This window comes from Serratia sp. LSHTC3, from assembly GCF_057197125.1.
Genome location: NZ_JBXUNP010000002.1, coordinates 99804 through 120782, shown reverse-complemented (window position 1 = coordinate 120782; position 20979 = coordinate 99804). Strand labels below are relative to the sequence as shown.

At 61.7% G+C, this 20979-nt stretch carries 22 protein-coding genes; 12 read left to right on the top strand and 10 right to left on the bottom strand.

What is annotated here, in order from left to right; genetic code table 11:
• Positions 1-84: 84 nt before the first annotated feature.
• Positions 85-933 carry a PA4780 family RIO1-like protein kinase gene (locus AC2CGI_RS07805; RefSeq protein WP_076740446.1) on the top strand — a complete coding sequence of 283 codons (849 nt, stop codon included), beginning with the start codon at positions 85-87 and terminating at the stop codon, positions 931-933.
• A gap of 8 nt (positions 934-941) precedes the next feature.
• Here the strand turns inward: AC2CGI_RS07805 and AC2CGI_RS07800 are convergent, their stop codons facing one another.
• Positions 942-1160, bottom strand: coding sequence for a DUF7661 family protein (locus AC2CGI_RS07800; protein WP_015377079.1), 219 nt, complete (start codon positions 1158-1160; stop codon positions 942-944).
• A gap of 69 nt (positions 1161-1229) precedes the next feature.
• Between AC2CGI_RS07800 and AC2CGI_RS07795 the strand changes: the two genes are divergently transcribed.
• Positions 1230-2057: an AraC family transcriptional regulator gene (locus tag AC2CGI_RS07795; RefSeq protein WP_015377078.1), complete on the top strand. Its 828-nt coding sequence runs from the start codon at positions 1230-1232 to the stop codon at positions 2055-2057.
• Here AC2CGI_RS07795 and AC2CGI_RS07790 read toward each other — a convergent pair.
• The 3 genes from AC2CGI_RS07790 to lsrG form a co-directional block, all read right to left on the bottom strand.
• Positions 2033-2623, bottom strand: coding sequence for a LysE family translocator (locus AC2CGI_RS07790; protein ID WP_015377077.1), 591 nt, complete (start codon positions 2621-2623; stop codon positions 2033-2035). The two genes, AC2CGI_RS07795 and AC2CGI_RS07790, sit on opposite strands and share 25 nt — an antisense overlap.
• Before the next feature lie 83 nt (positions 2624-2706).
• Positions 2707-3612 (bottom strand): EamA family transporter, encoded by a 906-nt coding sequence (locus AC2CGI_RS07785; protein WP_021503964.1) that lies wholly within the window; start codon positions 3610-3612, stop codon positions 2707-2709.
• 87 nt (positions 3613-3699) lie between these two features.
• Positions 3700-3993, bottom strand: coding sequence for a (4S)-4-hydroxy-5-phosphonooxypentane-2,3-dione isomerase (lsrG, locus tag AC2CGI_RS07780; protein WP_004939559.1), 294 nt, complete (start codon positions 3991-3993; stop codon positions 3700-3702).
• A gap of 193 nt (positions 3994-4186) precedes the next feature.
• Here lsrG and lsrK point away from each other — a divergent pair, with 193 nt between their 5' ends.
• From lsrK to AC2CGI_RS07750, 6 genes are all read left to right on the top strand, one after another.
• Entirely contained in the window at positions 4187-5752 is a 1566-nt protein-coding gene (gene lsrK / locus AC2CGI_RS07775; protein ID WP_076740447.1) for an autoinducer-2 kinase, read from the top strand.
• A gap of 220 nt (positions 5753-5972) precedes the next feature.
• Positions 5973-7157 carry an MFS transporter gene (locus tag AC2CGI_RS07770; RefSeq protein WP_076740448.1) on the top strand — a complete coding sequence of 395 codons (1185 nt, stop codon included), beginning with the start codon at positions 5973-5975 and terminating at the stop codon, positions 7155-7157.
• A 60-nt stretch (positions 7158-7217) separates the two neighbouring features.
• The gene (locus AC2CGI_RS07765; protein ID WP_076740449.1) at positions 7218-8135 is read left to right on the top strand and encodes a LysR family transcriptional regulator; all 918 of its coding nucleotides are present in this window, start codon (positions 7218-7220) and stop codon (positions 8133-8135) included.
• Between the two features lie 54 nt (positions 8136-8189).
• Positions 8190-8531 (top strand): HNH nuclease YajD, encoded by a 342-nt coding sequence (yajD, locus tag AC2CGI_RS07760; protein WP_484593941.1) that lies wholly within the window; start codon positions 8190-8192, stop codon positions 8529-8531.
• 271 nt (positions 8532-8802) lie between these two features.
• On the top strand, positions 8803-9438 hold the full coding sequence (locus AC2CGI_RS07755; protein WP_015377071.1) for a division plane positioning ATPase MipZ: 636 nt from the start codon (positions 8803-8805) through the stop codon (positions 9436-9438).
• On the top strand, positions 9435-9737 hold the full coding sequence (locus AC2CGI_RS07750) for a hypothetical protein (protein WP_004939584.1): 303 nt from the start codon (positions 9435-9437) through the stop codon (positions 9735-9737). The genes AC2CGI_RS07755 and AC2CGI_RS07750 overlap by 4 nt, the downstream gene beginning before the upstream one ends.
• Before the next feature lie 41 nt (positions 9738-9778).
• Here AC2CGI_RS07750 and AC2CGI_RS07745 read toward each other — a convergent pair whose 3' ends face one another.
• Positions 9779-10540, bottom strand: a complete 762-nt coding sequence (locus AC2CGI_RS07745; RefSeq protein WP_015377069.1) for a CDP-diacylglycerol diphosphatase — start codon at positions 10538-10540, stop codon at positions 9779-9781.
• A 236-nt stretch (positions 10541-10776) separates the two neighbouring features.
• On the opposite strand from AC2CGI_RS07745, the gene AC2CGI_RS07740 reads away from it, so the two are divergent.
• The gene (locus AC2CGI_RS07740; protein WP_080497820.1) at positions 10777-11577 is read left to right on the top strand and encodes an alpha/beta fold hydrolase; all 801 of its coding nucleotides are present in this window, start codon (positions 10777-10779) and stop codon (positions 11575-11577) included.
• A gap of 73 nt (positions 11578-11650) precedes the next feature.
• Here AC2CGI_RS07740 and AC2CGI_RS07735 read toward each other — a convergent pair whose 3' ends face one another.
• A complete protein-coding gene (locus AC2CGI_RS07735) occupies positions 11651-12043 on the bottom strand; it encodes a hypothetical protein (RefSeq protein WP_004939596.1) in 393 nt (130 codons plus the stop codon).
• 354 nt (positions 12044-12397) lie between these two features.
• On the opposite strand from AC2CGI_RS07735, the gene AC2CGI_RS07730 reads away from it, so the two are divergent.
• Positions 12398-13426 (top strand): methyltransferase, encoded by a 1029-nt coding sequence (locus AC2CGI_RS07730; protein WP_015377067.1) that lies wholly within the window; start codon positions 12398-12400, stop codon positions 13424-13426.
• On the opposite strand, the gene AC2CGI_RS07725 is transcribed toward AC2CGI_RS07730, so the two are convergent.
• From AC2CGI_RS07725 to AC2CGI_RS07715, 3 genes are all read right to left on the bottom strand, one after another.
• A complete protein-coding gene (locus AC2CGI_RS07725) occupies positions 13423-14346 on the bottom strand; it encodes a DUF7916 family protein (RefSeq protein ID WP_015377066.1) in 924 nt (307 codons plus the stop codon). The two genes, AC2CGI_RS07730 and AC2CGI_RS07725, sit on opposite strands and share 4 nt — an antisense overlap.
• A gap of 73 nt (positions 14347-14419) precedes the next feature.
• Entirely contained in the window at positions 14420-16717 is a 2298-nt protein-coding gene (bglX, locus tag AC2CGI_RS07720) for a beta-glucosidase BglX (protein ID WP_015377065.1), read from the bottom strand.
• 112 nt (positions 16718-16829) lie between these two features.
• On the bottom strand, positions 16830-17750 hold the full coding sequence (locus tag AC2CGI_RS07715; RefSeq protein WP_015377064.1) for a LysR substrate-binding domain-containing protein: 921 nt from the start codon (positions 17748-17750) through the stop codon (positions 16830-16832).
• A gap of 118 nt (positions 17751-17868) precedes the next feature.
• Between AC2CGI_RS07715 and AC2CGI_RS07710 the strand changes: the two genes are divergently transcribed.
• Together AC2CGI_RS07710 and AC2CGI_RS07705 are read left to right on the top strand one after the other, a co-directional pair.
• A complete protein-coding gene (locus tag AC2CGI_RS07710; protein WP_076740451.1) occupies positions 17869-19023 on the top strand; it encodes a methionine aminotransferase in 1155 nt (384 codons plus the stop codon).
• A gap of 34 nt (positions 19024-19057) precedes the next feature.
• Positions 19058-19837: an ABC transporter substrate-binding protein gene (locus AC2CGI_RS07705; protein ID WP_033633826.1), complete on the top strand. Its 780-nt coding sequence runs from the start codon at positions 19058-19060 to the stop codon at positions 19835-19837.
• Between the two features lie 34 nt (positions 19838-19871).
• On the opposite strand, the gene ddlA is transcribed toward AC2CGI_RS07705, so the two are convergent.
• Positions 19872-20975: a D-alanine--D-alanine ligase gene (gene ddlA / locus AC2CGI_RS07700; RefSeq protein WP_076740452.1), complete on the bottom strand. Its 1104-nt coding sequence runs from the start codon at positions 20973-20975 to the stop codon at positions 19872-19874.
• Positions 20976-20979 lie beyond the last annotated feature (4 nt).

Genomic DNA, 20979 nt, shown 5'->3' with positions numbered 1-20979 from the left:
ACTAATGTTTGCCTTTCGGGTCTAACTTACGCTATCAACTGCGCAAGCCATTCACACCGGAGCCTAAATAGGGTACAAGGCTGCATGAAAATTCCAAAACGACTCCAGCCGCTGGTGGATGACGGGTTAATCGACGACGTCATCCGCCGGTTGAAAAGCGGCAAAGAAGCCGACGTGTTTATCGTGCGCTGCGGCGATGAGATCCGCTGCGCCAAAGTGTACAAAGAGGCCGAGAAGCGCAACTTCAAGCAGGCCGTCCACTATCAGGAAGGGCGCAAGGTGCGCAACAGCCGCGACGCGCGCGCTATGAGCAAAGGCTCCAAATTCGGCCGCCAGCAGCAGGAAGAAGCCTGGCAAAACACCGAAGTGGACGCGCTGTATCTGCTGGCCAAGGCCGGGGTGCGGGTGCCGCAGCCGGACATCTGCCTGGACGGCGTGCTGCTGATGGAGCTGATCACCGACGAAGAAGGCCTGGTGGCGCCGCGCCTGAGCGATGTCATCCTGACGCCGGAACAGGCGCGCGCCGATCACGCCCTGATGATGAACTACGCGGTGCGCATGCTGTGCGCCGGGCTGGTGCACGGCGACCTGTCGGAATTCAACGTGCTGATGGATAAAGACGGACCGGTGATCATCGATCTGCCGCAGGTGGTGGACGCCGCCGCCAACAACCACGCCAAAAGCATGTTCGAGCGCGATATCGGCAATCTGGCCGAATTTTACGGCCAGTTCGCGCCGGAACTGCGCGACAGCCAATACGCCAAAGAGATTTGGGCGCTGTATCAGGAAGGCAACCTGACGCCGGACAGCGCCCTCAGCGGCCGGTTCAACGAAATCCAGAAGCGCGCCGACGTCGGCTCGGTGCTGGGAGAGATCCAGGCCGCCAGCGAGGAACATCAGCGCCGCCTCATGGCGCGCAATACGGAAGAGTAATGGCCGCGCTATTCGACGCGAAACACCTCCGGCCGCTGCGGCGTCGCGGCCTCGTGATAAATATCCCCCAGATAGCCGGCGATCTCCTCTTCGCGCAGATCCGCCGGCAGCACGATATCGTAGCTGGGAGCATATTTGCGCTCCGGCAGCGTCACGCGGAACAGCCGCCATTCGTCCCCGATGCGCTTCACGCCCAGCAGACGGCCGAATACGTTAAAAATCATCATCCGCCATTCCCCCACTCGTCGCTTTCAGGCTATAACACTGTGATGCCGCCGCAGTGAAAAGGAAAGCGTATGAGTGAAAAAACGCCGCAGTTCTGGCGCGATCCGCAGTTGCCGTTCGTCGAAGCCCGCGCCATCGCGGATGGCCGCCAGGTGTGCTACAGCCTGCACAGCCACGAATTCTTTTCCATCGGCGCCATCACCGGCGGCGTCAGCACCTATGTCAACGGCGAACGACGCATGCAGGTCAGCGCCGGCGATCTGGTTGTCATCAACCCGCAGCAGGCGCACGCCTGCAACCCCATCGCCGATCGCCGTTGGTCGTACGTCATGTTCTATCTCGATCTCGCCTGGCTCGGCGCGCTGCAGCAGGAGCTGCTCGGCGGCGAGGGCGACCGTTTTGTTCCGTTCAGCCAGCCGCTCAGCCGCGATCCGGCGCTGTTCCACGGGCTGAACCGGCTTTATGCGCTGCTGACGGATCCGCTGTGCAGCGCGCTGGAAAAACAGATCGCCATGGTGGAGTATTTCAGCGCCCTGCAGCTCGGGCTGGGCGATGTCCGCCAGCCGGAGACGCCGCCGCATACCCGGCTGGAAGCGGCGGCGGCGTTTATCGACGCGCACTGCACCCGGCCGCTGACGCTGGACGACATTTGCCGCGCCGCCGCGCTGTCCCCTTCTTACCTGATCCGTGCCTTCCGCCAGCGTTACGGCATGACGCCGCACGCCTATCTGGTCAACCGCCGCGTACAGCACGGCCATCGGCTCTTGAAAAGCGGCCTGCCGATCGCTGCGGCCGCCAGCGAAAGCGGCTTTGCCGATCAGGCGCACTTTCAGCGCACCTTCAAACAGCTGTTGGCCGCCACGCCCGGCCAGTATCAAAAACCCTCTGCCAACAGATAGCAAGCGCTGGCCGCCAGCAACGCCGCCATCGCGCGATTAAAGCGCTGCACGTTGCGCGCCTGCCTGAGCAGGCCGCGCAGCATCGCGCCGACATAGGCCCAGCAGGCTACCGAGGCATAGCAAATCACGAAGTAGAGCCCGGCGAACTGCCACAGCAGCCGAATGTCACCGTCGCCGACAAAGGCGCCGAGGCTGGCCACCGACGCCAGCCATGCCTTGGGATTCAGCCATTGCATCAGCGCGCCGTACCAACAGGAAGGCGCCTGCGCCGCGCCGTTGCCCAGTCTGCCGTCGTCAAACGCCAGCCGATAGGCCATAAACAGCAGAAAGGCCACGCCGGCCCACTGGATCAAGCGGGTCAGCCCCGGCCACAGGATCAGCAGTTGGTGCATGCCCAATCCCAGCAGCACCAGCAACAGGGTAAACCCCAGCGTGGCGCCGAACACATGGCGCTGGGTTGCGCCAAAGCCGAATTGCGCCCCGGCGCTCAATGCGACGATGTTGACCGGGCCGGGAGTGATGGAGGCCGCCAGCGCAAACGCGGCCATGGAAAGGTAGATATTCATGATGGACACCTGAGAAAATATTCACAGGCGCCAGAATGCCGACCGCCGCCGACAGCGTATTGAACAGAATTACCCTATTCGGTTTAGCGCACGGCGACGGCCCGGCGGCGCGGCAGCCCGAAGGTATTGACCGCCATGCCGGCCAGCACCAGCAATGCGCCGCCGAACTGCGCCGGCGACAACGCTTCGTCCAGCAACAGCCAGGCGGCGAACAGCCCGACCAGCGGCACCAGCAGCGTCAGCGGCGCAACGCGCCAGGTTTCATAGCGCCCCAGCAGGCTGCCCCACACCGAATAACCGAACAGCGTGGCGGCGAACGCCAGATAGGCCACCGCCAGCCAGGTGCCAACCTGCACATGGCTCAGGCTGCTCAGCACCACCTCAGGGCCGTCGAACAGCCAGCTGCAGGCCAGGAACGGCACGACCGGGATCGGCGCGCTCCACACCACCAGCGATAAGATATTACGCTGCGGGAAACCGGCCAGGATCTTCTTGTTGGTCAGGTTGCCCAGCGCCCAGGAAAACGCCGCCGCCAGCGTCAACAGCAGGCCCGCCAGAGGGACCGCGCCGCTGCCCGGCTTATGCAGGCTGGCCTGCGCCAGCACCAGCATGCCGCCGCTGGCGATAGCGATGCCGACGAAATGGTTGATCCGCAGCTTTTCTCCCATCAGCACAACGCCCAACAGCAGGGTGAAGAACACCTGCGCCTGCAGCACCAGCGAGGCCAGCCCCGCCGGCATGCCCACCTTGATGGCGACGAACAAAAACGCGAACTGCGCGAAGCTCATGGTCATGCCGTACAGCAGCAGCCATTTCCACGGAATAGTCGGGCGCGGGATAAAGAAGATCGCCGGCAACGCCACCAGTAAAAAACGCATCCCGGCCAGCAGAAACGGCGGCATACCCTGTAAACCGAACTTGATCACGACGAAATTCACGCCCCAGATCACCACCACCAACAGCGCCAACAGCCGATCGCGCAATGTCATCCTCGCCCCGCTTATCCCATTGAAAATTCGCTTTGCCTTGCAGGTTACAACCAAACCGGGCGCATGGACACCGGCAAACGCCGGCGATTATTCAGGCATCAGGCCGATAAAGGTGGTCTTCTTGCGCGGGCCGGTCATCAGCGCTTCCAGCTTCTCCACGCACTGCAGGTAGTGCGGGGTCTGCTTGTGCGCCGCCACCGCCTGCTCGTCGCGATAGGCTTCGTAGATGTAAAACCGCGTCGGGATCTGTTCATCCTGCAGCACATCGAAGCGCAGGTTGCCCGGCTCTTCGATCGCGCCCAGGTGATTGGCGCGGAAAACATCGATAAATTCGTCGATTTTGTCTTGTTTAACGTTGATCTCAACCAATGTGACGTGCATGGCAACTCCTTGTTTAAACGGCGCGCCGTAACATGGCGCTTTCCAACCATAGGTTTATTCCCGTCGATTGCCCTGCCGCAACGGCAATTTTGCCGCCTGGCTCACAAATCGCGTCGGCGACGCCCACTCCTCCCCCGGCGGGGTAAGGCGGCGGCATCTATAGTTAACATTCCTCCCCCTGAGAGCATAGGCTATGGATAACTACTTGATGGCGCTGGACGCAGGAACGGGCAGCATTCGCGCGGTGATCTTCGATCTGGCGGGTAACCAGATCGCGCACGGCCAGGCGGAGTGGCAACACCTCGCGGTGCCGGGCGTGCCCGGCTCGATGGAGTTTGACCTCAGCCGCAACTGGCAGCTGGCCTGCCAGTGCATCCGCCAGGCGATGCAACGTGCAGGATTGAGCGCTCAGGCGATCCGCGCGGTGGCCTGCTGCTCGATGCGTGAAGGCATCGTGCTGTACGACCGCAACGGCGTGCCGATCTGGGCCTGCGCCAACGTCGACGCACGCGCCAGCCACGAAGTCAGCGAGCTGAAAGAGCTGCACAACCACGGCTTCGAACGCGAGGTGTACCAGCACTCCGGCCAGACGCTGGCGCTGAGCGCCATGCCGCGCCTGCTGTGGCTGGCGCACCATCGGCCGGACATCTACCGCCAGGCGGCGACGCTGACCATGATCAGCGACTGGCTGGCCAACATGCTGAGCGGCGAACTGGCGGTCGATCCTTCCAACGCCGGCACTACCGGCATGCTGGATCTGACCAGCCGCGACTGGCGGCCGGCGTTGCTCGACATGGCCGGCCTGCGCGCCGATATTCTGTCGCCGGTGAAAGAGACCGGCAGCGTGCTGGGGCGCGTCACCGAACAGGCGGCGCAGGAGAGCGGGCTGCTGCGCGGCACCCCGGTGGTGATGGGCGGCGGCGACGTGCAGCTCGGCAGCCTGGGGCTCGGCATCGTGCACGCCGGGCAGACGGCGGTGCTCGGCGGCACCTTCTGGCAGCAAATCGTCAACCTGCCGGAGCCGGCCATCGATCCGGAGATGAACATCCGCATCAACCCCCACGTCATTCCCGGCATGGCGCAGGCGGAATCCATCAGCTTCTTTACCGGCCTGACCATGCGCTGGTTCCGCGACGCCTTCTGCGCGGAAGAAAAACTGCTGGCGGAGCGGCTGGGGGTCGACGCCTACAGCCTGCTGGAAGAGATGGCGGCCAGAGTGCCGCCGGGCGCCTACGGCGTGATGCCGATTTTCTCCGACGCCATGCATTTCAAAACCTGGTATCACGCAGCGCCGTCGTTCATCAACATGTCGATCGACCCGGAGCGCTGCAACAAACAGACGCTGTTTCGCGCGCTGGAGGAGAATGCCGCCATCGTCTCCGCCTGCAATCTGGAACAGATCGCCGCCTTCTCCGGCGTGCAGGCCCGTTCGCTGGTGTTCGCCGGCGGCGGGGCCAAGGGCAAGCTGTGGAGCCAGATCCTCAGCGACGTCACAGGGCTGACGGTGCGGGTGCCGGTGGTGAAAGAGGCCACCGCGCTGGGCTGCGCGATCGCCGCCGGCGTCGGCGCCGGGCTGTACGCATCGCTGGCCGAAACCGGCGAGCGCCTGGTGCGCTGGGAGCGCGAGCATCAGCCGGACATGACCCACCACGCGCTGTATCAGGAACAGAAAGAAACCTGGCGGCGGATCTACGCCGATCAGTTGACGCTGGTGGACAACGGCCTGACCACCTCGCTGTGGAAAGCGCCGGGGCTGTAAGCGCCTCGCGGCATTCGGTCATAACCTTATGCCGTTTTATTCCTTTCCCCTCGGCGCGGCGCAAGCCGCGCTTTAACTCACTGCCGCGATTGTTCCCCCTCAGAAACAGTGTAACCACCGAAGATGGATTTATCCGCCGCTCTCGCCTGCCGTAAATTGTGATTTCGGTCACGCTGCGCCCCGCGCGCGGCCTGCGCATTCACCTGAGAAGAGCGGCATTATGCTGAATCATAAAGATAACCCTGCATCATCCCCGTGGTTGGCGATCTTCTCGCTGACGGTTGCCTGTTTTGTCATGGTCACCACCGAGTTTCTGCCGATCGGTCTGCTGACCAACATCGCCCCCTCGCTCGGCGTCAGTACCGGCAGCGCCGGGCTGATGGTCACCATGCCCGGCATCGTGGCGGCGGTGGCCGCCCCCGCATTGAGCCTGATGTCCGGCCGCCTGGATCGGCGTTTATTGATGCTGGGGCTGTCGCTGCTGCTGATGGTGTCCAACCTGGTGGCGGCGCTGGCCGTCAACTTCCCGATGATGCTGCTGGGCCGCGTGCTGCTGGGCATCTGCGTCGGCGGCTTCTGGTCGTTCGCCGCCAACTACGGCCGCCATCTGGTGCCGGAAGCCAGCCAGGGCCGCGCCACCGCGCTGATCCTCAGCGGCATCTCGGTCGGCGCGGTGTGCGGCGTGCCGGCCGGGGCGCTGATCGGCGATCTGTTTGGCTGGCGCGCCGCCTTCTTCGGCGGTGCGGCGCTGGCGGTCGGCGTACTGTTGGCGCAGCTGCGTTTGCTGACCTCGGTGCCACCGTCCCGGCCGGTCACGCCGCGCGATCTGGTACTGCCGCTGCGCCTGCCGATGGCGCGCATCGGCCTGATCGCCATCGTGCTGTTGTTCATCGGCCACTTCGCCGCCTACACCTATCTGCGGCCCCTGCTGCAGCAGGTGTTCGTGCTCAGCCCGTCGGCGATCTCGCTGCAGCTGTTGGCCTATGGCGCCATCGGCCTGCTGGGCACTTTCCTCGGCGAGCGTCTGGGGGAATACAGCCTGCGCGCCACCTTTATTCTGATCGCCGCCATGCTGGCGGGCATTTTGATCGTTTCGCCGCTGCTCAGCGGCCTCGCCGGCGCCACGCTGATGGTGCTGGTGTGGGGGCTGGCCTTTGGCGCCGTCCCGGTGTGCGCCACCAACTGGATGTTCGCCGCGGTGCCGCAGGCGCCGGAAGCCGGCCAGGCGCTGTTGGTGTGCGTCATCCAGATCGCGCTGGCCTCCGGCGCGCTGCTGGGCGGCGAGGTGGTGGACTGGCAGGGCGTCAGCAGCGCCATGCTGTTCGGCGGCGCGCTGATCCTCTCCGCCACGCTGGTGTTCGGCCTCAGCTTGCGCTCCGGCGCGATTGGCGCTAAACAGTGTTAATCATTATCTATCTGCAGAAACATGCCCCGGTCACCGCCGGGGCATGGCGTTGAGAACCCTATGGACCATCATTTGCTCGCTATCCGGGTATTTAACCGCGTGGTGGAAACCGGCGGCTTTACCCGCGCCGCCGATTCGCTGGGCATGCCGAAAGCGACAGTCACCAAGCTGATCCAAAATCTGGAGGATCACCTGCAGACCAAGCTGTTTCAGCGCACCACTCGCAGCGTGTCGGTCACCCGCGAAGGCGAATGCTATTACCAAAATACGGTGAAATGGCTGGCGGATTTGGAGCAGATGGAGGGCTGCCTGACCGAGTCGCAAAGTTCTCCGCAGGGCGTGCTGCGCATCGACACCGGCAGCGGCACCGCTCGCCAACTGCTGTTGCCGGCGCTGCCCGGCTTTTTGGAACGCTACCCGCAAATCCAAATCGATCTCAGCATCGGCGATCGCGTTATCGATCTGATCAGCGACAGCGCCGACTGCGTGATCCGCAGCGGCCCATTGGCCGACTCCAGCCTGATCGCCCGGCGTCTGTTCGATCTGGACTGGGTCAGCTGCGCCACCCCGGCCTATCTGGCGCGCCACGGCACTCCGCGCCACCCGTGCGATCTGGAACAGGGCTTTCCGATGGTGCACTACCGCCATCCGGTCAACGACCGCATCCATCCGCAACGCTATGTCGAGCGCGGCAAAGAGATCGCCATCCAGCAGCGCTACCCGGTCAGCATCAATGAAGGCAACGCGCTGCTGGCGGCGAGCCTGGCCGGATTAGGCATCATCCAGATTTATCGGTTTATGGCGCAGCCACACCTCGAGCGCGGCGAGCTGGTCAGCCTGCTGCACGACTGGCAGCCGCCGCCGGAGCAGATGTACGTGGTCTACCCGTCCAATCGCCACCTCAGCGGCAAGCTGCGGGCGTTCATCGACTGGGCGGTGGAGACTTTTGACAGCGGCAAGATGAGCCGCACGTTGTAGCCGCACGCACTGTGGTATTATTGGCCGCATATTGATTCCCGACGGACAACCACCATGGCCTATATCCCCAAAAACTATGCGAAGCTGGAAACCGGCTACCGCGAAAAAGCGCTGAAACTGTTCCCCTGGGTGTGTGGGCGCTGCTCACGCGAATTCGTTTATTCCAACCTGCGCGAGCTGACGGTGCACCATATCGATCACGATCACAGTAACAACCCGGAAGACGGCAGCAACTGGGAAATGCTGTGCCTGTATTGCCACGACCACGAACACTCGAAATACACCGAGGCCGATCAATACGGTTCGACGGTGGTGGCCGGTGAAGATGCGCAAAAAGATATCGGCGTCGCCACCCACAACCCGTTCGCCGACCTGAAGGCGATGATGAAGAAATAATGTCGACAACAGCTTAATGAGTTACTAACTTATTAAGCTGTTAAATTAATAAAATCCCCCTCCGCATCGCCACTTCCCAGAGAATTCCTACTTACCCATCCGGGCCATCCAGCGCAAAATAAGCTGCACAGTTAACGACATACTGGCTTGGCAAGCCGCCGCAGTTGGTGCATATTGTTCGCGAGTTGTTCTTGTTAACCTGTTTGATTATCAACCTAATAAGCACATTAACTTAATAAGTTACCTGCTTAATAACTTGAGAGATGGCAGCATGATTGTTCTGATTGGCTCGCAAAAAGGCGGTGTCGGCAAGTCGACGAAAGCGGTGAATATCGCCGGGTATCTGATTCTTAAGCAAGGCAAGACGGCGATCATCGTCGATGCCGACGACCAGAAATCGATCATGACCTGGTACAACGACCGTCAGAACGTCGAGGGACTGCCGCACATTCCGGTGGTGGCCGCGTCGGGCAAAATCAAGGAAACGCTGCTGGAGCTCGATCGCCATTACGACTACGTGATCGTCGACACCGCCGGCCGCGACAGCGCCGAACTGCGCTCCGGCCTGTTGGCCGCCGATCTGTTCCTCTCGCCGCTGCGCCCTTCGCAGATGGATCTCGACACCATCGGCTACCTGTCGGAGATGTTCTCCACCGCGCAGGAATATAACGAGAAGGTCAAAGGCTACATCGTGCTGAACATGTGCCCGACCAATATCTTCATTAATGAAGCCAACGAAGCGGCGCAGGTGCTGAGCGAATACCCGGAGTTCACCCTGGTGAGCCACCGCCTGTGCGATCGCAAAATTTACCGCGACGCCTGGGGCGAAGCCATCACCGTGCATGAGGCGAACAACGAAAAGGCGCAGGCCGAGATCGAATGCCTGGTGAAAGAGGTGATCCTGTGAAGAAGCGCACCCCCACCCACCGCATGTCGGAAGACGAATTCATCAACAGCGCCACCTCGCATACGTTGCCGGTTGCGGCGCCCGCGCCGGAAGCCAAGCCGGCCGGCCGCAAGCGCACCTATAAGGCGATTTCCGTCAGCCTGACGGACAACCACATCGAAGCCATCGATGAGGTGATCGTGCAGGCGGCGCGCAATGGCATCGTGCGCATCACCCGCTCCGACATCATCAAGCTCGCCATCGACGGGCTGGCGGAGAAAAGCGAAACGCAGCTGCTGGCATTGCTGAAAAAACTCTGACCGCACGGCAGCCGCCGGCTGACCACGCCGGCGGGCCGTTATCATCTTGAGTTCCCCGCGACCTCGCACCGGTAGTCCTGAATTTCGCCGGCCGAGCCCAGGTTCAGATCGGTCAGCTTCAAACGGTTCGCCAACAGCAGCATCTCGCCCTGCGGGCTGACCGCCAGCGCCAGGCCGTAATTGCCAATGCTGTCGCCCTGCTCGACCACATAGTTCTGCAGTAAACGGAAAGGATCTTCCTGGGTTAAATCGGTGCCCGCCAATTTTCTGGCCAGATATTGGTGACCGAGCAATTTCACCGCCAGCGGCCGCCACTGTTGATCTAATTGTTCCGCCTGCTGCCCCAGCGCGTTATAGACATCCTGGCGCAAGCAGGCAACGTGAATATGCAGCTGATTCTGAGAGCGACCATATTTCGAATTGACCGCCAGAGAAATCCACGCATCTTTTAACGGTTTACCCAGCTCGCCGGATATATGTTCACGGTTATTCCAGGCCTGGGCGAAATAAGGCGGCGCGTGCTCTGTCTGCAATGCCGGGCTCTCGATACCGCTGACCTTTTCGGTCGGCATCACCAGATCGTGATAGGGGCCTTTGCTGTCCTTAAACAGCACATAACCCTCGGTTAAATCAACCTTTAAACAGGGCGCCGGATCGTTGTTCTGCTGCTGATTGGGCACGCACTGTTGGCTGACGATTTGCCACAGCGCATTCGGATTGCCGCGCCCGAAGAACCACCACAGCACCGCCGTCAGCAGCAAAATGACAAGCAAAATAATTAATAGTCTGAAAAGTCTTTTCATCGCGACGCCCTGTTTATCTATTCCATACCGAAAGGAGCGACAGCATAAACCAAGGCTCCGCTCACCACCAAAATATTAGCCTTAGCGTCACCTTTATTGACGTCTTGTTAGCAATGCAAATTAAAAAACCCGCGTCCACCTGAGTAATTTAAAGTAAATTAATACCGTGGGTTGAATATGAGTGTGATATAAGCAGCCGAACTCTCTTTATATAAGGAACCGACAAGATGCCAACGATGGGCAAATCCCTGCATTATCTCGACGTGGGCTCAGGCTTTCCGTTGTTGCTGGGCCACAGCTATCTGTTCGATCTGAACATGTGGGCACCGCAGTTCGAGGCGTTGGCCAAACGCTACCGCCTGATCGTGCCCGATATCTGGGGCCACGGCGACTCCCCGGCGCTGCCGCCTGGGCGAAACAGCCTGTCGGATATCGCCGCCGATCATCTGGCGCTGATGGATCATTTGGATATTGCAGAGTTCGGCATCGTCGGCCTGTCCGTCGGCGGCATGTGGGGCGCGGAACTGGCGGCGCTGGCGCCGGAACGGGTGAAAGTGCTGGCGCTGCTGGACAGCTACCTGGGCGACGAAACACCGGAGGCGCGGCAGCGCTACATGGGCATGCTGGCCGCCGTGGAACAGGCCGGCGCCATCACGTCACCGCTGCTGGAATATATCGCGGCGCAGTTCTATTCCGACGAAGTGCCCGCTGCGCTGTCGCAGCCTTTGCTGGCCCATCTGCAAAGCCTGCCCGCCGATCGGCTGCGCGACAGCATCGTGCCGCTGGGCCGGATGATCTTCGGCCGCCCCGACAAGCTGGCGCTGCTGGAAAACATCACCGCCGCCAGCATCGTCATCACCGGCGCGCAGGATAAACCGCGCCCGCCGACGGAAGGCCAGCGCATGGCGGACCTTCTCGGCTGTCGACATGTGCTGATCCCCAACGCCGGCCATATCAGCAACAAAGAAAACCCGACGGCGGTCAACGAAACGCTGCTGGCGTTTTTGGCTGAAAACACCACCCCGCTGTTTTGGTGAGAATCTCCGGGCCGTCAGGCCCGGAGATTCCCTTCAGACGAAGCCTTAGGGAGGGGGAGGCTACATCCGGCGTTTATTGGCCGATAGACGTCAGACCCTGGCGGATCCCTTCGTCAGCCTGCTGGCACCATGTCTGCAGACCCTGTGGCGCTTCCTTTTCCAACGCAACCACTTTGCCGTCGTCGTTCAGCACATTGCCTTCACGGCCCATCGCTTCACGCTTGTCACCGTCGCGGGTGTCGACACCGCCGGGAATGGCGGCCACGTAGGCCACCATTTTCTTGGCGTTGTCGATACTGTCCGCTTTCAGAAAACCTTTATCGACGCAGTAAGACATCAGCCCGCTGGTATTACGCGTAATGTCATAGACGTTTTTCAATGCAGCAGGGTCCATCCCTTCGGCATTAGCGGTATTGAACAGGCCCAGAGTCGCGGCAATCATGCCGGTCAGAATGCTCTTTTTCATTGTTATCTCGTTTTAATAATGAATTATTTAGCTTTGAATTATTCACAAAAAATAATGTGAACGTCGGTACGGTATAACGGCGGCTCAGATTAACACAACCCTAACGCGTTAATAACTGTGATTAAGTTAACCTCCAGTAAAATAAAAATGCATGATGGGGTTATTACTCCGCCCGACGTCAGTTTTTACGTTCGACATTAACCGTACCCCATTCAATTTTAAAATAGTATCACCAGGGAATTATTTACAACGTAAGCGTTGGCCTGCGGTCAATCGCGCCCCCGCCCTTTGCTAAAACCACAGGCGTAACATAGCCTGTTAAGACGCGCCATGCCTTAGTGGGAGGGGATTCACATGAACCATTCCGTCCGGCCGCCGCCATGCGACGACAAAACCATTCTCGATATCACGATGAATTTATATCTCTATCCGGCGGCGCTTATTGCGCACCGCCTGGGCATCTTTGAATTTATTGCATTGCGCCCCCGCAACCTGACCGATATATGCGCTCAGGCCAATGTGGAAAGACGCCCGGCAGAGACGCTGGTCATGGCGCTAGTGGCATTGAAATTGATAGACAGAGACGGCGAAACATTCTCTCTGACGCCGGAAGCGGAAACCTTTTTGATAAAAAACAACCCGCATTATTTCGGCTATTTTTGGGATTTGATGATTGAAAACAGCGAGATTTTCACGCTGAAAAACCTGGAAAGCGCCATCAGAAAGAATGCCTCGCAGGTGTACGGCGAGCAGGAGCTGTTTGAAACCCATACGCTCGACGCCGACAGAATGCGGCTGTTTACCCACGCCATGCACAGCCTGAGCATGGGCTCGGCCAGCGTTTGGCCTACGCTGTTGCCCCTCGGTGCCTGCCGCACGGCACTGGATATCGGCGGCGCCTCCGGCGCCCATGCCATCAGTCTGGCGACCCACTGGCCGGCGCTCACGTGCACCGTGTTCGATCTGCCGGAGGTGTGCCCGCTCGCCGCCGACTACGCGCACGATCACGGCCTCAGTCAGCGCATCGGCACCCACAGCGGCGATATGTGGCGCGATCCCTACCCGGCGGCGGATCTGCACCTGTACTCCAATATTTTCCACGACTGGCCGATGAACAAGAACCGCTTCCTGGCGCAAAAGAGCTATGCGGCCCTCCCGCCCGGGGGCAGGATCGTGATCCACGAAGTGCTGTACAACGATGACGGCGACGGGCCGCCTGCCGCCGCGGGGTACAGCCTGATGATGATGGGATGGACGCAGGGCCGCCAATACTCCGGCAAGGAAATCGGCGACCTGCTGCGCGACGTCGGCTTCGGGCCCGCTCAGGTGCTGCCGTCGCTCGGCTATTTCAGCATCGTCACGGCGCAAAAACCCCAGGCTTAGCGGTTCACCGAGCGCGCCATGCGGCTGTAGGTGTGGCGCACGCCGCGGATCGCCACGCTGTAGGCGAAGATGTTTTCCGGCAGCGCCAGCCCCAGATAGCCGGTATCGCCGATATGGTGCAGGTCCGCCCCGGCCATTTTGCTCATCAGCGCAATCTGCCGCACGGTCTGCACGTCGGCCCCCTCTTGCGAGGTGCCGATCGCCGTCATCGCCAGCGCCCCCTGCCGCTGGGCAAAGGCGATCAGCGCCGCCACTTTCTCCTGCGACATGCCGGGAATGGTGCCCGGCGCCGGCAACAGCACGATGTCCGCGCCGTTCTCCACGAACAGCGCGATGTCCTGCTCGCCGATCAGTTGGCTGCCGCTTTCGCGCACGATGCCGGCGCCGTGCATTTTGCCGGTCACCAGCACCATCTCGTCGCCCACTTCCTCGCGGATTGCTTTCAGCGCGGCGGCGATCGCCTGATTGCTGACGCCGTTGTTCGGGTTGCCGGTCAGCACCAGCATGCGCGCGCCGAGCTGATACAGCTTGCGCGCATTCTCGGCGGTGGCGGCGCGGCCCGCCGTCATCTGCCAGAAGTCGTTATGTTCGATGGCGAAGGCCGGATCGACGGCCTCCAGATTCACCCCGATCACTCGCCCGGTCAGCCGCTGCAGCGTGCGTAGCGCCTCCTGCGGCGGCACGTCGGCGGGCAGGCCCGCGATGTGCGGACGATCGACGTCGAACAGGTTCAACAGCAGCAGATCGGCGCCCTGGCTGGCCGCCAGCTCGGCGTTGGTGACATTATTGAGCAGCGGCTGAGTGACCGCAATGGTTTCGCTGACCAGAATGCGCCCTTCACTGGCGCGGATGGCATAGAGCAGATCGGCTTTGCCGATATCGGCCAGATCGCTGGCGCTGCAGTCCAGATACCGTTTCATGAGGCAAGCTCCGGTGACATGAGCGGAAAGGGATAGTGCCCCTCTCCCACCGCAGTGAAAGAGGGGGAAAAGGTTACTTCAGGGTAAAACTTTGCGCCTGCACGTTGTCGGAATCCAGGCCGACGAACACGTTGAATTTGCCCGGCTCCGCCCCCCATTTCAGGCTGGCGTTGTAGAACTTCAGATCCTCTTCGCTAATCGGCAGCTCAACCTGCTGCGACTGGCCGGCCTTCAGCGTCACTTTCTTGAAGTTGCGCAGCTCTTTCACCGGCCGGCTGACCGAGGCGGTGACGTCCTGCAGATACAGCTGCACCACCGTGGCGCCGTCGTACTTGCCGGTATTCTTCAGCGTAACGCTGGCGGTTAGCTTGCCGTTGCGCGCCATCGTCGGGCTGGACAATTTCAGATCCGACAGGCTGAAGGTGGTGTAGCTCAGGCCGTAACCGAACGGATACAGCGGGCCGTTCGGCGAATCGAAGTAGCGTGAGGTGTACTTGCCCGGATTCTCCTTGCCGAACGGACGGCCGGTGTTCAGGTGGTTGTAGTACATCGGGATCTGGCCGACCGAGCGCGGGAAGGTCATCGGCAGTTTGCCCGACGGGTTATAGTCGCCGAACAGCACGTCCGCCACCGCGTTGCCGCCCTCGGTGCCGCTGTACCAGGTTTCCAGCATCGCGTCCGCCTGCTCGCTCTCCCAGCTCAGCGCCAGCGGCCGGCCGTTCATCAGCACCAGCACCAGCGGCTTGCCGGTGGCTTTCAGCGCGGCGATCAAATCACGCTGGCTCTGCGGGATCGTGATGTCGGCGCGGCTGGAGGCCTCATGCGCCATGCCCTGCGATTCCCCCACCACCGCCACCACCACGTCGGCCTTGTTCGCCGCCTGCACCGCTTCGTCGATCATCTGCTGCGGCGAGCGGGTGTCGAACGCCACCGCCGGCTCATACTCGTTGAGATAGTCGATGATGCCTTTATCCTGCGTGACGTTGGCGCCCTTGGCGTACAGAATGCGCGCCTTGTCGCCCACCGCCCGCTCCAGCCCTTCGCGCAGGGTGACCGACTGCTTGACCACCCCGGCGGCTGACCAACTGCCCATCACGTCGCGCTGGCTGTCGGCCATCGGCCCGACCAGCGCAATGGTCGCCTGCTTGCTCAGCGGCAGCGTCTGTTTATCGTTCTTCAGCAGCACCATCGTCTTGCGCGCCACCACCCGCGCTTCGGCGCGGTGCAGACGGCTTTCGGCGTTGGTGTCCTGCGGATCGGAACCCGCCGGCCCCAGATGCACGTAAGGATTGGTGAACAGCCCCATGTCGTACTTGGTGTTCAGCACGTCGCGGCAGGCGCGGTCGATATCGCTTTCAGACACCAGCCCGTCTTTCACCAGACCCGGCAGGTATTTGTCGTAAAACTCGTCGCTCATGCTCATGTCGACGCCGGAGGTGATCGCCAGGCGCACCGCGTCGCGCGCGTCGGCGGCCACGCCGTGTTTAATCAGCTCTTTGATCGCGCCGTGGTCGCTGATGGTGATGCCTTTAAAGCCCCACTGCTCGCGCAGCAGATCTTTCAGCAGCCACGGGTTGGCGGTGGCCGGCACGCCGTTGATCGCGTTGAGCGACACCATCACCCCGCCGCTGCCGGCGTCCACCGCCGCTTTATAAGGCGGCAGATAGTCCTGATGCATGCGCAGCGGACTCATGTCGACGGTGTTGTAATCGCGGCCGCCTTCGACGGCGCCGTACAATGCAAAGTGCTTGACGCTGGCCATCACCGAACCGGGTTTGGCCGGATCGCCGTTCTGGAAACCGTCAACCATCACCTTGGCGATTTTCGAGACCAGCCAGGTGTCTTCGCCGAAGCCTTCGGAGACCCGGCCCCAGCGCGGATCGCGGGTGATATCGACCATCGGCGCGAAGGTCATGTTCAGGCCGTCGTCGCTGGCCTCCTGCGCCGCCACGCGGGCGCTGAGCGCGATGGCTTCCAGATCGAAGCTGGCCGCCAGCCCCAGGCTGATCGGGAACACGGTGCGCTGGCCGTGCACCACGTCATAGGCAAAGAACAACGGGATTTTCAGGCGGCTGAGCTGCATCGCCTGATCCTGCATCACCCGGATATCCGGCCGAGTGACGGTATTGAAGATGGCGCCGATCTGCCCTTTGCGGATCCCCTCGCGGATCGCTTCTTTCGGGTTATCCGGCCCGACGCTGATCAGCCGCAGCTGGCCGATCTTCTCTTCCAGCGTCATCTGCTTCATCAAATGGGACACGAAGGCATCGCGCTGCTGGGCGTGAATGCCCTGCGTTATCGGCGTTTCCTGCGCAAAAGCCGGGCTGAGGGCCAGACCGGACAACATACTCACCACACAAAGCCATTTCATCTTGTTTTATCTCAGGCGTGTTTCCGCCGCCAACGCCGCGGAGTTTAATCGGAGTGAAGAAACAGTTTGCCATACTCTGTTTCATCGCCAAGGGAATTCGCATCGCTAATGTTTACAAAGCATTACAGGTTATCGGCAGGTAATTCTGCAGCCGGGCGCGGCTGTCGGCGGCCTCCGCCGCCAGAAAATCGACCAGCGCGGTTAACGTCGGCGGCGCCACCGTGCGTTCAGGATAGACCAAATAATAGGCCGCGCCGCTGCTGACGCAGAGCGGGAACGGCGTGACGATGCGCTGCGCCTGAATATCCTCCTCCAGCAGGCACAGATCGCCGATGGCGATGCCGAATCCCTGCAGCGCGGCGCTCATCGCCAGATCGAGGGTATCGAAATGCTGGGCCTTGCCGGACGGCAACGCATCGGCGCCCGCCGCCTTCAGCCAGCGCAGCCAGTCGCGCCGATCGCGCGTCGGGTGCAGCAGAGTTTTGTCCGTCAAGTCCGTCAACCGGGCCGCCGGCGGCAGAAACGTCGGCGTGCAGACCGGCGTGAGAATTTCATCGAACAGCAAGTGCGCGGTCAGCTTTTTACCCGGCGGCCGGCCGAATACCACCGCGGCGTCAAACTGCTCGGTACTGAAATCCAGGCCGTGCGACACCGAGGCGGTCAGCTCGATATGCATGTCCGGCCGTTCATTTTGCAGGCGAATGATGCGCGGCAGCACCCAGCGCATGGCGCAGGTCGGGCATTTGATGCGCAGCGCCCCCGGCGGAGCGGCGGCCCGCGTCAGGGCTTCATCCAACTGCCCCAGCGCCTGCTGTACCGGCGCCAGCAGCTGCGCGCCCTGCGGCGTCAGCGCCAGACCGCGCGCCTGGCGGCTGAACAGCGGATAGCCCAGACGCTGTTCCAGCCCGAGGATTTGCCGACTGACCGCCCCCTGCGTCAGGTGCAGCTGCCGGGCGGCATGGGTAAAGTTAAGGCGTTGCGCCACCACCACGAAGGTTTTCAACACGTCGAGCGACGGCAAGGATATCGGCATAGCGAGCCTCGATTAGCTATGATCACAGTGCATGGCAAGTATGACAAACTTTCCCTTGTCCGCCTACGCCGGCTGATGCTTAATCGCTCAACACTTCCCTGTTTGCCTGGAGCCCATCATGCAGAGCGCCTGCTCATCCCGCTCGAAGCTGCCGGACGTCGGCACCACTATCTTCACCGTCATTGGCCAACTCAGCGCCGAACATCAGGCCCTCAACCTGTCGCAGGGCGCGCCCAACTTCGCCGGTGACCCGCAGCTGATCGAGGCAACGGCGCAAGCCATGCGCGCAGGTCATAACCAATACGCGCCGATGAGCGGCGTGGCGGCGTTACGTGCTGCCCTGGCGGAAAAAGCTGAACGATTGTATGGCGCGCGCTATGACGCCGACGAAGAAATCACGGTGATCGCCAGCGCCAGCGAAGGGCTGTACTCGGCGATCAGCGCGCTGGTGCATCCCGGCGACGAGGTGATCTATTTCGAACCGGCGTTCGACAGCTATGCGCCGATCGTGCGCCTGCAGGGCGCCACGCCGGTGGCGATCAAGCTGTCGCTGCAGGACTTTCGCGTCGACTGGGACGAAGTGGCCGCCGCCATCAACGGCAAAACGCGCATGATCATCGTCAACACGCCGCACAACCCGACCGGCGCGGTGTTTGACGCGCAGGATATCGACCGCCTGACCGCCCTGACCCGCGACACCGACATCGTGATCCTGTCCGACGAGGTCTACGAGCACGTGGTGTTCGACGGTGAAATTCATCACAGCATGGCGCGCTATCCGCAGCTGGCGGAACGCAGCGTGATCGTGTCGTCGTTCGGCAAAACCTACCACGTCACCGGCTGGCGCGTCGGCTATTGCCTGGCGCCGGCGGCGTTGATGGACGAGATCCGCAAGGTGCACCAGTTCATGGTGTTCTCCGCCGATACGCCGATGCAGCACGCCTTCGCCGCCGCGCTCGCCAACCCGCAGAGCTACCTGGGGCTGGCGGCGTTTTACCAACAAAAGCGCGATCTGCTGGCCAGTGCCCTGCTGGATTCGCGCTTTGAGCTGCTGCCCAGCCGCGGCAGCTTCTTCATGCTGGCCCGCTTTAGCGGCTTCAGTCACGAAAGCGACAATGATTTCACCGTGCGCTTGATCCGCGAAGCGAAGGTGGCGACGATCCCGCTGTCGGCGTTCTACAGCGACGGCACCGATACCGGCCTTATTCGGCTGAGTTTTTCCAAAGATAACGAGACCCTGCTGGAAGGCGCGCGCCGCCTGAGCCAGGTGTAATTTTTTGTCCGACCATGGGAAAGGGGCACTGCCTATGAAAGCTTTGAAAACGCTGTTCGCCGCCGGATGCCTGCTGGCCGCCGGCTCTTCTCTGGCGGCGGAAAACAGCCTGCGCTTCGGTCTGGAAGCGCTGTATCCGCCGTTCGAATCCAAATCCGCCAGCGGCAAACTGGAAGGGTTCGACATTGAATTGGGCGACGCGGTGTGCGCCGCCGCGCAGTTGCAATGCAGCTGGGTGGAAACCTCGTTCGACAGCCTGATCCCGGCGCTGCAGGCGCGCAAGTTCGACGCCATCAACTCGGCGATGAACGTGACCGAACAGCGGCGCCAGGCGATCGCCTTTACCGACGCCATCTATCAAGTGCCGAACCGCCTGATCGCCAAGGCCGACAGCGGCCTGCTGCCGGACGCCAAAGCGCTGGCGGGCAAACACGTGGGCGTGCTGCAAGGCTCAATTCAGGAGATCTACGCCAAAACCCATTGGGCGCCGGCGGGCGTGGATGTGGTGTCTTACCAGGATCAGAATCAGGTTTATCTCGATCTGGCGGCCGGTCGGCTCGACGCCACGCTGGTGATGGCGCCGTCGGGGCAAAGCGGCTTCCTGTCGCAGCCGGACGGCAAGGGCTTCGCCTTCGTCGGCGAGGCGGTGCGCGACGACAAGATCCTCGGTGAAGGCATCGCCTTCGGCCTGCGCAAAGGGGATGAGGCGCTGAAGAAGAAACTGGATGCCGCCATCGCCAAAGTGAAACAGCAAGGCACGGTGACGGCGCTGTCGAAGAAGTATTTCGGCGATATCGACGTGACGGTGAAGTGATGGACGGGGGCGGCACCGCCGCCCCCTGCCGCGTTTAGCGATCGAACACCGAACTGTTCAGCGCGCGATCCTGCTGGTGGCGCTCCAGCGCCAATTCGATCAGGCGCGTGATCAGCGCCTGGTAGCTGACGCCGCTGGCAGCCCACAGCTTGGGATACATGCTGATGTTGGTGAAGCCCGGCAGCGTGTTGATTTCGTTGATTACCACCTGGTTGTCCGGCGTCAGGAACACATCCACCCGCGCCAACCCGAAGCACTCCAGCGCGCGGAACGCCTTCAGCGCCACCTCGCGGATGTGGTCGCTCACTTCCGGCGCGATCGCCGCCGGCACCACCACCTGAGCGCCCTGCTCATTGATGTATTTGGTGTCGTAGGAGTAGAAAGCGTCGCTCAGCACGATCTCGCCGCATATGCTGGCCTGCGGATCGTCATTGCCCAGAACCGCACACTCGATCTCGCGGCCGACGATCGCCGACTCCACCAGCACCTTGTGATCGAAACTGAAGGCCAGCGCCACCGCCGCGTCAAACTCGGCGCGGTTTTCCACCTTGCTGACCCCGACCGACGAGCCCTGGTTGGCCGGCTTGACGAACAGCGGCAGGCCGAGGCGCTCGCTCAGTTGCTCAAACGTGAACCCGGCGCGGTTGGCGCGCGTCAGGGTGACGAACGGCGCCACCGCCAGCCCGGCGTCGCGCAGCAGGCGTTTGGTCACGTCTTTATCCATGCTGACCGCCGAGCCGAGCACCCCGGCGCCGACGAACGGCATATTGGCCATGCGCAGCAGCCCCTGCAGCGAGCCGTCCTCTCCCAGCGTGCCGTGCACGATCGGGAAGATGACGTCGAGCTGCCCCAGCGCGCCGGCGCTGCCCGCTTCGATCAGCTGCTGCTTTTCCTGGCCCGGGATCAGCGCCACGTTCTTGTTCGAGCGGTTCAGCGCGATTAGCGCCGGGTTCTCGGCATTGAGCAGATAGTTGGAGGCGTCGTTGATGTGCCACTGCCCCTGTTTGTCGATCCCCAGCAGCGTGACGTCAAACTTCTCTTTGTCGATTGCATCCACAATGTTTTTGGCCGACTGCAGCGACACCTCATGCTCCGCCGATTTACCGCCAAAAATCACCCCAACACGTAGTTTAGTCACGCCT

Bases quoted from the DNA above. Each gene is read 5' to 3' on its own strand.
- AC2CGI_RS07795 (WP_015377078.1), top strand. From the start codon at position 1,230: ATGAGTGAAAAAACGCCGCAGTTCTGGCGCGATCCGCAGTTGCCGTTC.
- AC2CGI_RS07725 (WP_015377066.1), bottom strand. From the start codon at position 14,346: ATGAAACGGTATCTGGACTGCAGCGCCAGCGATCTGGCCGATATCGGC.
- AC2CGI_RS07785 (WP_021503964.1), bottom strand. From the start codon at position 3,612: ATGACATTGCGCGATCGGCTGTTGGCGCTGTTGGTGGTGGTGATCTGG.
- yajD (WP_484593941.1), top strand. From the start codon at position 8,190: ATGGCCTATATCCCCAAAAACTATGCGAAGCTGGAAACCGGCTACCGC.
- AC2CGI_RS07705 (WP_033633826.1), top strand. From the start codon at position 19,058: ATGAAAGCTTTGAAAACGCTGTTCGCCGCCGGATGCCTGCTGGCCGCC.
- AC2CGI_RS07740 (WP_080497820.1), top strand. From the start codon at position 10,777: ATGGGCAAATCCCTGCATTATCTCGACGTGGGCTCAGGCTTTCCGTTG.
- AC2CGI_RS07770 (WP_076740448.1), top strand. From the start codon at position 5,973: ATGCTGAATCATAAAGATAACCCTGCATCATCCCCGTGGTTGGCGATC.
- AC2CGI_RS07805 (WP_076740446.1), top strand. From the start codon at position 85: ATGAAAATTCCAAAACGACTCCAGCCGCTGGTGGATGACGGGTTAATC.
- AC2CGI_RS07800 (WP_015377079.1), bottom strand. From the start codon at position 1,160: ATGATGATTTTTAACGTATTCGGCCGTCTGCTGGGCGTGAAGCGCATC.
- AC2CGI_RS07710 (WP_076740451.1), top strand. From the start codon at position 17,869: ATGCAGAGCGCCTGCTCATCCCGCTCGAAGCTGCCGGACGTCGGCACC.
- AC2CGI_RS07790 (WP_015377077.1), bottom strand. From the start codon at position 2,623: ATGAATATCTACCTTTCCATGGCCGCGTTTGCGCTGGCGGCCTCCATC.
- bglX (WP_015377065.1), bottom strand. From the start codon at position 16,717: ATGAAATGGCTTTGTGTGGTGAGTATGTTGTCCGGTCTGGCCCTCAGC.
- AC2CGI_RS07765 (WP_076740449.1), top strand. From the start codon at position 7,218: ATGGACCATCATTTGCTCGCTATCCGGGTATTTAACCGCGTGGTGGAA.
- AC2CGI_RS07730 (WP_015377067.1), top strand. From the start codon at position 12,398: ATGAACCATTCCGTCCGGCCGCCGCCATGCGACGACAAAACCATTCTC.
- AC2CGI_RS07745 (WP_015377069.1), bottom strand. From the start codon at position 10,540: ATGAAAAGACTTTTCAGACTATTAATTATTTTGCTTGTCATTTTGCTG.
- lsrG (WP_004939559.1), bottom strand. From the start codon at position 3,993: ATGCACGTCACATTGGTTGAGATCAACGTTAAACAAGACAAAATCGAC.
- AC2CGI_RS07755 (WP_015377071.1), top strand. From the start codon at position 8,803: ATGATTGTTCTGATTGGCTCGCAAAAAGGCGGTGTCGGCAAGTCGACG.
- lsrK (WP_076740447.1), top strand. From the start codon at position 4,187: ATGGATAACTACTTGATGGCGCTGGACGCAGGAACGGGCAGCATTCGC.
- AC2CGI_RS07715 (WP_015377064.1), bottom strand. From the start codon at position 17,750: ATGCCGATATCCTTGCCGTCGCTCGACGTGTTGAAAACCTTCGTGGTG.
- AC2CGI_RS07735 (WP_004939596.1), bottom strand. From the start codon at position 12,043: ATGAAAAAGAGCATTCTGACCGGCATGATTGCCGCGACTCTGGGCCTG.